At 75.7% G+C, this 12,637-nt stretch carries 6 protein-coding genes and 1 pseudogene; 4 read left to right on the forward strand and 3 right to left on the reverse strand.

Annotated elements, in window-relative coordinates:
• Nucleotides 1-214: 214 nt before the first annotated feature.
• Nucleotides 215-1,045 carry an SMI1/KNR4 family protein gene (locus IPL61_36180; protein MBK9036632.1) on the reverse strand — a complete coding sequence of 277 codons (831 nt, stop codon included), beginning with the start codon at nt 1,043-1,045 and terminating at the stop codon, nt 215-217.
• A gap of 92 nt (nt 1,046-1,137) precedes the next feature.
• Between IPL61_36180 and dauA the strand changes: the two are divergent.
• Nucleotides 1,138-2,914, forward strand: a pseudogene (gene dauA, locus IPL61_36185) (C4-dicarboxylic acid transporter DauA).
• Nucleotides 2,915-3,216: 302 nt separating this feature from the next.
• Here dauA and IPL61_36190 read toward each other — a convergent pair.
• Nucleotides 3,217-9,378, reverse strand: coding sequence for a hypothetical protein (locus tag IPL61_36190; protein ID MBK9036633.1), 6,162 nt, complete (start codon nt 9,376-9,378; stop codon nt 3,217-3,219).
• A gap of 108 nt (nt 9,379-9,486) precedes the next feature.
• Between IPL61_36190 and IPL61_36195 the strand changes: the two genes are divergently transcribed.
• The 3 genes from IPL61_36195 to IPL61_36205 are packed head-to-tail and all read left to right on the forward strand — an operon-like array spanning nt 9,487 to nt 11,593.
• Complete coding sequence (locus IPL61_36195) at nt 9,487-10,212, forward strand: extensin family protein (GenBank protein MBK9036634.1); 726 nt, start codon at nt 9,487-9,489, stop codon at nt 10,210-10,212.
• Complete coding sequence (locus IPL61_36200; GenBank protein ID MBK9036635.1) at nt 10,209-11,138, forward strand: M20/M25/M40 family metallo-hydrolase; 930 nt, start codon at nt 10,209-10,211, stop codon at nt 11,136-11,138. The genes IPL61_36195 and IPL61_36200 overlap by 4 nt, the downstream gene beginning before the upstream one ends.
• A 47-nt stretch (nt 11,139-11,185) precedes the next feature.
• Nucleotides 11,186-11,593, forward strand: coding sequence for a hypothetical protein (locus IPL61_36205; protein ID MBK9036636.1), 408 nt, complete (start codon nt 11,186-11,188; stop codon nt 11,591-11,593).
• A 73-nt stretch (nt 11,594-11,666) separates the two neighbouring features.
• Here the strand turns inward: IPL61_36205 and IPL61_36210 are convergent, their stop codons facing one another.
• Complete coding sequence (locus IPL61_36210; GenBank protein MBK9036637.1) at nt 11,667-12,515, reverse strand: hypothetical protein; 849 nt, start codon at nt 12,513-12,515, stop codon at nt 11,667-11,669.
• Nucleotides 12,516-12,637 lie beyond the last annotated feature (122 nt).

A 12,637-nucleotide genomic window follows, 5' to 3' on the forward strand; every position in this document is an offset into this window, starting at 1 on the left:
ATTAACTCTTTAATATCAACATGTTATACCTCAGAGATCCCCTCGAAAATGGCCCTCGACATCGCCTCCGAGACCGTTTCTTGGCGCCGGCAGGCCACCGCTGCGGCCCGGCCGAGGCGCCACAGGATATACATTTCAATACGTTAGGCTCGATGCACGGCTTGCGGGGCCCTGTCATCGAGTCAATACACTTTCATTTCAGTAGCTTACGGCATCATTCGGGGACCGAAAACCAGTCCTCTGGAGGCCAGGTTTGGCCGTCCGCGAGCCGATCTGGGGCCAGCCCGAGCCCCTCGAGTCGCGCCAGCATCACGGCGCAGGTCGGGCACGGATCGAGCGCGGTCCCCACCGGCAGGTACGGATCGTCGCCGCTGGCCTCGCACCGGATCGCGGCCGGCGGGAGCCCCGCGAACGCGGCGCGCAGCGCGTCGCCATCGAGCGCGCCCGGCGCGATGCCCGCGCGTCGTTCGATCGCGCCGAGGTAGTGCGACAGCGCGCGCGGCAGCGGGCACGCGCCTGGCGCGGCGGCGCCCGGCACCAGCTGGTTGCGCGCGATGGCCCGGACCCACGCGAGGTAGTACGCGTCGAAGTCGGGCGCGACCGCGGCGATCGCGCCCGCGCAGGTGCGCGCGTCGATCCACACCTGCCCGGCGCGCGCGCCGCCGACCACGAGCAGCGCGAGCTGACCGCACCCGAGGTGACCGAGCGCGACCACGCCGCGGTAGGCGGCCCGGCCCGCGACGTCCGGGTCGAACGCGCCGCGCGCGTGCGCGAGCTGCGCCGGGTGATCGAGCGGCCACAGCCCGTGGAACGGCCCGGCGCCGTGACCGCCGACCTCGCCGACGAAGCGGCGGTATCCGTCGGGCAACCGCTGGCCGATCGTCGCCTCGAGCGCGTCGAGGCGCGCGGGCGCGAGCGGCGGCGCGAGCTGGTAGCGGTGGCGCCGCGCGCCGAAGCGGCGCAGGTGCGGATCCGCGCGCGCGGCCTCCTCCAGCCACGCGCGCAGCGTCGTGGCGTACTCGCCCGGCGAGACCGGTGCCGACATGTGCTCAGGTCGCAGGCGGGGCGCGCTGTGTCAACCGGCCGCGTCGGGGTTTCGTGACACGCCCGAGCGCGTGCGTTATGGTCCGCCGGCTGATGCGGTACGTCGACGAGCTCACTGATGCGGTGCGCTCGCAGCTCGCCCTCGCCTACGGCATCAAGGATCAGCTCGGCTCGGCGCTGCGCAGCCGCCTGAAGGAGGGCTACACGCTGGCCGACCTGCGGGCCGACGCGATGGCCGGGCTGGTCGTCGGCATCGTCGCGCTGCCGCTGTCGATGGCGCTGGCCAAGACCACCGGCGTCGCGCCCCAGCACGGCCTCTACACCGCGATCATCGCCGGCATCGTCTGCGCCCTGCTCGGCGGCAGCCGGATGCAGATCACCGGGCCGACCGCCGCGTTCGTCGTCATCCTCGAGCCGATCGTCGCGCGCCACGGCGTCGGCGGGCTGCTGGTCGCTGGCTTCATGGCCGGCGTGATCCTCGTGCTCATGGGGGGTCGCGCGGCTCGGCAAGCTGATGCAGTTCATCCCCCACCCGGTCACGACCGGCTTCACCGCCGGCATCGCCGTGGTGATCGCGGTGATCCAGCTGCGCGACGCGTTCGGGATCCACCTGCCCGGCAAGCCCCACGGCACGATCGACTTCCTCGGCGCGCTCTGGGACGGCCGCGCCAGCGCCAGCGGCTGGGACGCGCTGGTGTGCGGGGTGACGCTGGCGCTGCTGATCGGCCTGCCGCGGATCATCAAGCGCGTCCCGGCGCCGCTCCTGGCGATGGTCGCGGCCGCGGGCCTGACCGCGCTCCTGGCCCACCTGATCGACGGCTTCCACGCCAACACGATCGGCTCGACGTTCACGGTCGTGATCGACGGCGAGACCGTCCACGGCATCCCGCCGCTGCCGCCGCTGCCGGTCCTGCCGTGGCACCTCGGCGACGCCCACGGCCAGCCCTTCAGCCTGACCTACGGGCTCATCCGGGAGCTCCTGCCGTCGGCGTTCGCGATCGCGGTCTTGGGCGCCATCGAGTCGCTGATGTCGGCGGTGATCGCCGACGGCATGGCCGGCACCAAGCACGATCCCAACGCCGAGCTGATCGCGCTGGGCGTCGGCAACATGGTGTGCCCGTTCTTCGGCGGCATCGCCTGCACCGGCGCGCTGGCCCGCACCGCGACCAACATCCGCGCCGGCGCGCGCTCGCCGCTGTCGTCGGTGGTCCACGCGCTGTTCATCCTGGCCTGCACGATCGCGCTGGCGCCGCTGATGGCCTACCTGCCGCTCGCGGCGATGGCGGCGCTGCTGTTCGTCGTCGCCAAGAACATGAGCGAGGTCCGGCACTTCGTGCGGCTGATCCGGATCGCGCCGCGCAGCGACGTGCTGGTCCTGCTGACCTGCTTCACGCTGACCGTGGTGTTCGACATGGTGATCGCGGTGTCGGTCGGCGTCATGCTCGCGGCGTTGCTGTTCATGCGCCGGATGGCCGTGCTCACCAAGGTCACGCTCGACACCGGGGCCGCCGAGCGGTTCGACATGCCGCCCGGCGTCCGGATGTACGAGATCGCCGGGCCGATGTTCTTCGGCGCTGCCCACCTCGCGATGGAGACCCTCGAGACCATCGGCGGCGACACCCGGACCCTGATCCTGTCGATGACGAAGGTCGACGTGATGGACGCGACCGGCCTGGTCGCGCTCGAGTCGATGCTCGACCAGCTCGGCCGCGACGGCCGCAAGGTCATCGTCGCCGGCCTGGGCGCCGAGCCGCGGGCGCTGGTCGAGCGCGCCGGCATCAAGCGCATCCCCGGGCGGCTGGCGTTCGCGCCCGACGTCGACACCGCGGTGTCGATGGCCATCGTCCACACCGCCCGCACCCCGACCTGACCGGCGCCGGCACCGCGCCGGCGGCGTCGCCTCGGTGGTCGACGCCGCCGCGGTGGTCAGCAGCGCGATCGGCCACCCCCGCCCGCACCCGGACCTGACCCGCGCGATCACCGCACCGGCGGCGTCGCCTCGGTGGTCGACGCCGCCGCGGTGGTCAGCAGCGCGATCGGCCACCCCCGCCCGCACCCCGAACTGACCGGCGCGGTCAGCGCACCGTCGGCGTCGCCTCGGTGGTCGACGCCGCCGCGGTGGTCAGCAGCGCGATCGTCCACACCGCCCGCACCCGGACCTGACCCGCGCGGTCACCGCACCGGCGGCGTCGCCTCGACCACGGTGGCCCCAGCGGCGTCGTCGACCACCAGCAGCGCGAACCGCTCGACGCGATCGAGGTCGTCGGTCGACAGGGTCGCGTAGTCGAAGCGCCCGCACAGGTCGGTGTAGCCGTCCTTGTAGAACTGCACCGCGCCGCCGCGCAGGCGCGCGTAGCACTTCACGTAGGCCGCGGTCCGGGCCGCGCCGGTACCGGCGTGGCGGACCTGCACGCGCCCGTACGGCGCGGTCACGGTGACGGCGAGCTCGTGGGCGAAGTGCGTGGTCGCGGCCCGGGCGCCGCCGGCGACGGCCTCGATGACCAGGCTGTGGCGGCGCAGCTCGACCGGCAGCGGGCACCGGGTCGGCCCGACCGCCGCCAGCTCGACCTCGTCGACCCGTCCGGGCGCGATGAACCCGAACCGCCCGCCGTCGGCGCCGAAGAACGGCTGGCGCGAGAACAGGAGCTCGAGATCCATGCGGTAGTAGCGGACCTGCGCCCGCTCGACCCCGGCGTGGTCGAGCACGACCGCGTCGCCGTCGACGCGCACCGCGACCGTGGGCGTCTGCCGCGCGGCCGCCGCCAGCGCCTGCTCGCGGCTGTCGGGATCGGTCACCGGCGCGGCCGCGGCGCCGCCGGCCTCGTCGAGCAGCGCGGCCAGCGCCGCGAAGCGCGTGCGCCAGCGATCGACCGGGTGCTCGAGGTGGGCGGCGATCCGCGCGCGCGCGGCGGCGAGGTCGCCAGCGACGATCGCCGCGTAGGCCTGCAGGTAGTCGCGCTGGAGCGCGGCCGGGGCGTCGCCGTCGTCGGCCCGGGCCAGGTACCCGATCGCGTCGTCGGGGCGATCCATCGCGAACAGGTAGTGGCTCGCGGCCAGGAAGTCCTCGGCGCGCGGGCGCGGCCGGTGGCCGACCTGCTCGAGGAACTGCTGCCACTGCCGGGCCAGGCCGTCGTTGAGGATCGTGCGGCGATCGCCGAGGCGGTGGGCGCGGGCGTTGATCAGCGGCGCGTACTCGAGGTGCTGGTAGGTCGCGCGCTCGACCGGCTCCCACGTCACCAGCGGGCTGGCGAACGTCGGCCCGACGTCGCCGAGGTCGGCGCCGAGCGCGGCCAGCCACTCGCCGGCGCGGACGCGGTCGTGGTGCACGAGCGCGTACGACCACAGCGTGGCGTCGAGGACGCCGCGGCCGGCCAGGGCCGCGGTGATGCGCTCGAACGCGGCGCGGTCGCGACAGCGCCAGGCGATCGCCTCGAGGTCGACCCGCCCGAGGTTGCGCTCGGCGAGGAAGTGGCACACCTCGTCGAGCGAGCCGCGCTGGGCCAGGTGCGGCCACGACCCGGCGTCGACCGTGCTGGGCACGGCGACCACTATGAGGCGCCGCGGCTCGATCGCGGCCATCAGCACCGGCTCGGCGCCGGCGGCGCGCGTGACCTGGGCGCCGTAGTGATCGAACCCGCCCGCGCGCGGGAAGTAGAACGGGTACTCGACGGTCGTGCTCTGGTACGGCTCGAGCCGGCAGCGGGTCGTGGCGGTGGCGATGGCGCCGCCGACCGCGATCGCGCCGACCGGGATCTGGTGCAGCACCGCCAGCTGCTGGGTCCGGCTGGTCGGGTTGGTGACGACGATCTGGCAGGCGTAGACCACGCCGACGAGGAGCTCGCCGGTGACGTACTTCTCGATCTGCTCGGCGCCGTCCCAGGTCCAGCGGTCGTCGGCGCGGAAGTAGCTCTGGCCGATCAGCACCTGCTGGTTGGGCGGGCCGGCGACGGCCGCGACCTCGATCACCGCGGCGATCGCGTCGCTGCCGGCGGTGAGCGTGGCGCCGGCGCCGGCCGCGACCACCGCGTGGCGCGCCGCGGCGAACGGCAGATCGATGAACGCCAGCGCGGCCATCGCCGCCGGCAGGCTCGCCGCCGCGTCGACGACGTGCGGCGACAGGAACCGACCGCCCGGGTGCCCGGCGAGGTCGCGCCACAGCCGCGCCGCCGGGATCAGCGCCGCGTCCACCGACTCGACCCGGCGCTGCCACCAGTTGTGCTCGGCCCACTCCTGGGTGCGATCGGCGGCGCGAAACAGCGGCGCCTGCTCCTCGCGCTCGACCACGTCGTCCGACTCGTCGTCGTCGGCGCGGTCGGCGCTGCGACTGCGCATCGCGCCCTTCTTGGCCTTGGGCCTGGCCTTGGCCGCGGCGCCGCCGCCCCCGAGCCCGCCGACGCCCTCGGTCGTGATCCCCCGCGCCAGCTCCAGCATCGGCTCGGCCTCTGCCGCCGCGAACTCGTCGGCGAGGCCGTCGCCGGCCAGCGCGCCGCCGGCGACGATCGTGTCGACCAGCCGATCGTCGGCGCCCGGGTCCGGCGCCAGCAGCTCGACCGCGTCGGCGAGACGCCGATGCACCAGCGGCCCGACCTCGGGGTGGCGCCGAGCCAGGAGCGCCAGCTCGAGCGCGTTGAGCCGCGCCAGCCGCCACGGCTCGAGGTCCGCGCGCAGGTCGGCGTCGGTGAGCCAGCGATCGATGAAGGTCGGGTGCAGCTTGGCCGCGAGGTACGGCTTGATCGCCCGATCGAACAGCGGTCGGTCCTTGCCGTAGATGAACAGCGCCAGCTCGTGGCAGGCGTGGCGCGAGTACAGGCTCAGGCGCTCGGCCTCGGGCAACGACGGCCACCGCGCCAGGAAGTCCCAGCTCGCGAGCGTGGCGTCACCCGACAGCGCGCACAGCGCCCGGTAGAGCTTGTCGACGGTGTCGACCAGCTCGACCCGCGAGGTCGCACGATCGACGACGGTGATCGCGGCGCCGGCGGGGGCCGCCACGAGGCGCCGATCCTCGCGCACGTGGCGATCGAGCGGCAGCGGGCTCGCCAGGCGCAGATCGCGCACGGCCAGGGGCGCGCCGGCGCGCTGCAGCCGGTGGGCGGTGGTGGCCGACGGATCGACGACGACCACGTGGACCTGGGTCGCGGCGCCGAGCGCCGCCGCGGCGACGGTGAGCGTCCCGTCGGCGTCGGGCGCGAGGTTGGCCAGCACGATCGGCCCCGCGGCCAGGAAGTCGTAGGCGGCGAACGCCGGATCGATCGACGCCGCCTGGGCGCCGCCGTAGCCGGCCATGCTCGCGGCCCGCATCGGCGCCGACGGTGCCGGGGCCGGCGACGGATAGCCGCCGCCCCGGCGCGCCTCCTGGACCGAGGTCGAGGTCGCGCGCAGCGCCCACGGGTTGAGCAAGAGCGACGGCTTGTCGAGCAGCACGCCGGCGCGGCGGCCCTGGCGCTGGCGGTCGAGCACGTAGCGGTACTCGTCGCCGATGTCGCGGCCCGACAGGTAGGTCGCGCGCCCGAGCGCGCCCCCGTGCTGCTGCGGCCCGCGCACGGTCGCGGTCAGGCGCGGGTCGGCCGCCGGCGCCGGCGCCAGCGCGGACGCGAGCACGTGCACGCGCGTGTGCGGCGACGCGTCGCTGATCGCGATCTCGACGTCGCCAGCGGCGGTCCCCGTGACCGTCGCCGTGGTCGGCCGGCGCGCGGCGATCTCGACCAGCGCGTGGGGCAGCGCGGCCCAGCCCCGGGCGACCGGCGTCGCGGCCGGCACGACGATGAGGTCGTGGTCGACGCCCGCGGCCCACGCGCGGTAGCGGCCCGGCGCGAGCCCGGACACGATCAGCCGACCGGGCTCGGCCCGCACCTGGGCCGCGCAGTCGCGGGTCGGCACGCCGCCGCGCAGCTCGACCAGCGACCAGGCCTGGGCCGCGAGCGCCTCGCCCCCGCGTGCGGTGGCGACCAGCACGACGACCTCGGTCCCGGCCGCGACGATCTGCGCGGTCGGCGCGGTCGGCGCCAGCGCGTCGAGCCGGAACTCCTGGGTGACGTCGCCGAGCGTCGCGCTGATGGCCTCGATCCCACGCAGCGGCCCCAGGAACACCTCGCCGAGCTCGTCGGTGGCCAGCACCACGTCGACGGGCTGCGTGACCGCGCGGGCCCGCAGCCGCAGCGCCAGCGCCCGGCCACCGCGCGCCTCACCCGACTTGCCCAGCGCGACCAGCCGCAGGCCGTCGGCGCCGGGCCGCAGGTACACCGCGCCGGTGGCCAGGCCCGCGTGGATCGTGCCGACGCTGATCGCGTGGTCGGCGCGCACGTCGATCGTGCGCTGCTCGGACACCACGCGCACGCGCCCGCCGACCGCGAGCGCGATGTCGCGGACGTCGACCGGCACGGGGATCTCGACGACGGCGTCGCGCGGATCGCCCACGACCAGCGGCTGGCGTTGCTTGGCGGTCACGTCGCGGCGATCGGTCGTCGCGATCTCGACGTAGGCGTCCTCGAGCACGGCCAGCGACACCGGCGCGCCGCCGATCGCGAGATCGAGCCGGACCACCGCGCGCGCGGTCTCGCCCGGGATGACGGCCTGGCGATCGAGCAGCCACGCCGCGGTGAACTGGTAGGTCTCGGCGCGCAGCTCGACCCGGGCCGCGACCGCGACGTCGCCGTCGACCAGGAGCACCGGCGTCGAGCCCGGCCGGGTCGAGAACGGCAGCGTGATCGCGCCGCTGGCGCCGGCCGGGTAGGCGCGGCCGCCCATCCACACGCTGGCGCCGGGGCAGGCCTGGCCGCGTTCGTCGACGACGTCGACCGCGATCCCGGCCGCGGTCGGCCGGGTCGCGCACCGCAGGTCGCCGCGGCGGATCAGCGCGCGGCTGGCGCGCCCGCCGCCGATCAGCTCGACCACGTAGACGCCGGGCTCGGCGCACGCCGGCAGCGCCAGCCGCAGGTCGTGGCGCACCATCGGCGCCTGGGGCAGCTCGCGCGTCTCCTCCCAGCCGGCGGCCAGGCCGTCGAGGTCGATCGCCGGATCGACGTCGGCGCCGTGGGCGTGGAACCAGGCCGCGGTGTTGATGCGGAAGACCCGCACCCGCAGCGTCGGCACGTTCTTGATCGCGACCGTGACCGCGACCTCGCCGTCCCGGCCCCAGCGGCTCGGGTTGGTCGGCGCCAGCTCGAGGTCGACCCGGTCGCGCAGCGCCGCCACGGCGTCGGCGCCGAGCTGACCGGCCCAGCGCGGATCGGTCGCGCCCGCGAGCAGGCGCACCTCGGCCCGGGCGCGCGTGAGCCAGCCGCCGTCGAGCAGCTCGGCCAGGTCGGCGCCGTCGTCGTCGCGCAGGAGCGCGTGCACGTACGGGCGCACCACCGCCAGATCGTCGCCGACCGCGGGCAGGCCGACCGCGGTCATGAACCCACCGTCGATCGCGACCAGCGTGCCCGCCTGGTAGCGCTCGGTGATGGCGCGGTTCGCGCTCGCGCCGGAGCGCGGCAGCGCCAGGTACGCGCGCAGCCGCGCGCGGTCGAACTGGCCGGTGCGCAGGTCGCACGCGAGGCGGTGGTACAGCACCAGCGCGCGGTGGGGCGCGAACACCTGCGGCAGCGGCGCCAGCGCCGCGAGCACGGCGTCGAGGTACGCGATCCGCGCGTCGACGTCGTCGCTCCAGTCGACGTGGTCGGCCGGGCGCAGGCGCGCGACCGTCGCGGCGACCCAGGCCGGATCGGCGCGCAGCGTCGGCCGCCGCGCCGCCAGCGCGGCGAGGTCGGCGGCGGTGAGCTGGTGGTGGATCGGCAGCGACCCGAACCCGCGCGACGAGCGCTCGCCGAGATCGTCGTCGATGGCCTCGACCAGCCCGGGCAGCCCGGCGCGCTCGAGGCGCTCGAGGTACTGCCGGCGCCGGGTCGCGTCGAGCGTGCGCGGATCGAGGCCGTGGCGGCCCCACGCGGTCAGGCCGTCGAGCCCAGGCCCGCGCGCCAGCGCCTGCGCCACCAGCGCGGCCTCGTCGATCCGCGTCGGCGCGAGCACGCTCGGGTAGCGCTGGGCCGCGGTCTCGGTCTCGGGCTGGTGCTCGTGGCTGACGCCGAGCTCGTCGGTCAGCGCGGCGGCGTGCCGCGCGAGATCGACGCCGGCGAGCAGCAAGCGCTGGCGCCGCTGCAGCCGCTGGAACCGGTCGGTGTGACCGTGGTGGCTCGGCCAGGTCGCGAGGATCGCGTCGACCTCGGCCAGCGCGCCGCGGTGCTGGAGGTCGATCGCGCGCCAGTAGTCGTGGTCCTCGCTGCCGGCGACGAGCTGCGCCAGCGCGGTGGTGCGATCGTCGGAGAGCGCCAAGGCCTCGAGCTGCTCGGTGTCCATGGCGCGAGGGTACCGCCGCGGCTCCGCCTGGTCGGGCCGGGGGCGACCGAAGTTCCGCCGCGCCGGTTTTGCCGCGCCCGCGCGCGGGCCGCGTAGTACGGTGCGGCGGTGGCGCCCCGCCTGATCGCCGTGCTCGCCGCGCTGCTCGCGCTCGGGATCCTCGTCGACGACGCCGAGGCCCGCCGGCCCAAGCCCAAGCACAAGCGCGCGCACGCGACCCGCCGCGCGCCCCGGCGACCCGCCAACATGCCCGACGGCTGGACGTGGCCGCCCTCGAAGACGATGCGCGCCGCGGGCAAGGCCTGCACGACCGAGCTGTCGCGGCTGGGCGTGGCCTGGAAGCCGGCCACGGCCGCGCGCAAGATCGCGACGCCGATCACCGTGCCGGCGATGGTGTTCGGCGGGGTCAAGCTGGTGCCGACGTTCCGCCGGCCGCCGTTCGTGATGGACTGCCAGCTCGCGCGGGCGCTGACGATGCACGGCCGGGAGCTCCACGCCCGCGGCGTCCGCGAGCTGCACTTCTCGCGCATCTACGGCTACACGCCGGTGCGCACGCGCGGCAAGGTGCTCAAGGCGCTGTCGCGGCACGCGCTCGGCCTCGCCGTCGACGTGCGGGCGATCGTCGACGACACCGGCCACAAGGCGGTCGTGCAGGACGACTACCTCAAGGACGACCCGCTGCTGCTCGCGGTCGAGGCGTACCTCAACGACTCGGGTGGGTTCCGCACGGTGCTGACGCCGCGCAACGATCCCGCCAGCCACTACGATCACTTCCACGTCGAGGCGCGCGCCGACTTCAGCGCCCCGCCGACGCCGAAGCGCCCGCGGTCGTGAGGACGCTCGCGGCGCTGGCGCTGGCGCTGGCCGCGGCGTGCGCGGCCGAGGGCGCCGACGGGCCCGACGGCGGCGGCGCCGACGACGACGGCGGCGCGCCCGACGCCGACCCGTGCCAGGCGCCGACCGCGGCGCCGGCCTGGCTCGACGCCTACCTGACCTCGACCATCGCCAAGCTCACCGGCGCCGCCGAGCTCGCGCCGGGCGTCCGCCTGACCGATCGCGCGACCGCCACGCGGCGCGCCGCGACCCGGACGTTCCTCACCGCCGAGCTGACCGGCCTCGGGCTCGCGGCGTCCCTCGACGACTACGGCCAGGGCGCCAACGTCGTCGGCGAGCTGCCCGCGACCAGCGGCGCCGGGGCCGCGCTGGTGATCGTCGGCGCCCACCTCGACACCGTCGCCGGCAGCCCCGGGGCCGACGACAACGCCTCGGGCGTCGCCACGACGCTCGCGGTCGCGCGCATGCTGCGCGACGTCGCCTGCCGCGATCGCCGGATCCAGTTCGTGCTGTTCGATCAGGAGGAGATCGGCCTGATCGGCTCGACCTACCTCGCGAACCGCCTGCGCCAGACCGGCGCCGACGTCACCGCGGTCCACACGCTCGATCAGCTCGGCTGGGACGGCGACGGCGATCGCCGGTTCGAGATCGAGCTGCCGACGCCGACCCTGTGGGCGCAGTACCAGGCCGCGGCGACCACGCTCGGGGTGGGCGTCGACGAGACCGCCACGGGCTCGACCGATCACCAGGCGTTCCGCGAGCGCGGCTTCCCGGCGGTCGGCGTCAGCGAGGAGTTCGCGTCCGGCGACACCACCCCGTACTACCACGCCGCCACCGACACCGCCGCCACGCTGACGATCCCGTACGTCGCCCTGGGCGCGCGCCTGGTCGCGCTGGTGGTCGCCCGCGAGGTCGGCGCACCGTGAGCTGCGCGCGGCGCGACACCTGACGCCGCCGCGATGACAAGCAGGGCATGAGCGCCCTCGTGCCGACCCCGTGGCTGGCCGCCGTCCTGACCGTGGCGACCACCGCCGCGACCGCAACCGCGCGCCCCGCGACCTGCCCGGCGCCGGCGTCGGCGCCGGTGGTGCCGCCCGAGGTGCCCGAGCCCGGCTGCCCGACGGTGACGCTCGGCGCGTGCACCGCGCACTGCATGCCGTCGATGACGCACCTGGTGTTCGCCTACGACGGCGGCGCCGTCGTCACGATCGCGCGGCTGATGGCGATGACAGCGCAGGTCGCGCGCGCCGGCTGGACCGTCACCGGCCGCCACAGCAGCTACGCGTTGATCGTGCAGGCCCGCCGCGGCCACGACGCGCTGTCGTTCGTGCTCGCGCTCGACCGTCGGCCGCGGATCGAGATCACGTTCGCGCCGGGATGAACGCAGGCGCACCACCCGCCGGCTCGGTCGCGGCGGCGGCGTGGACCGTTGACGCCTTCGTCGACGGCGTGCGCTAGCAGCGCGCGCCCTCGTCGTAGCCGGCGCGGTAGCCCTCGTCGTAGCCGGCCGGCCAGCCGTCGGCGTAGCCGCGGTCGTAGCCGTCGGCGTAGCCGTCGGGGTACGCCTGCTGGTAGCAGCTCGTGTACGCGGCGGCGTAGGCGTCATCCCAGCCGGCGCCGAAGCCATCGTCGTAGCCGGGCTGATAGCCGGCGGCGGCGCCGTCGACCTGCCCGGCGGGCCACCCGGCGGCGTAGCCCACCTGATAGCCGGCCTGGAACTCGGGGTTCGCGCGCTTGCCCTCGGCGAGCCCGCGCTCGTACGCGAACGGATCGACCTCGGCCTGGTACCCGCGCTGGTAGCAGGCGGCGACGTCCTCGGGATCGGGCCGGTCGCCGGCGCGCAAGGTCGAGCTGCAGGTCGCCGCGCCCGCGGTCCATCCGTCGTCCCAGCCCGGCGCGTAGCCGTCGCTCCACGCCGCCGACCACGCCGCGTCGTAGGCGTCCTGCCACCCGTCGGCGACGCCGGCCGCGACGCCGTCGTCGCAGCCCGGCCCCGAGCCCGCGGCGCCACCCGCGCGCCAGCCGACCGCGTAGCCGTCGGCGTAGCTGCCGGCGAAGCCGTCGGCGTAGCCCGCGCGGTAGCCGTCGGCGCGGCCCTCGTCCTCGCCGTCGGCGCGGGTCAACGCCAGCCCGGCGCGCCGCCCCTGCGCGAACGCGTCGCGGTTGGCCGTGGCCGCCGCGCCGGTGCCGTCGTCGAACGACGCCTGGAGCGCGCCGCCGTCGGCGCAGTCGAGCGTGTCGCAGCCCGAGAGCAGGCCGACGGCGAGGGCGACGGCGAGGGCGAGCGCGAGGAGCGAGCGCATCGCCACGCAGGCTTGCAAGCGCAATTCCAGGGGCCCGCACCGCCGCCCCCGACGCGATTCCGGCCACCTGCGCGCCACCAGCGGCGCGCCAGTGTGGCCGCCGCGCCTCAGCCCGTGACACG

The organism is Myxococcales bacterium, assembly GCA_016717005.1.
Taxonomy (GTDB): Bacteria; Myxococcota_A; Polyangia; order Haliangiales; family Haliangiaceae; genus UBA2376.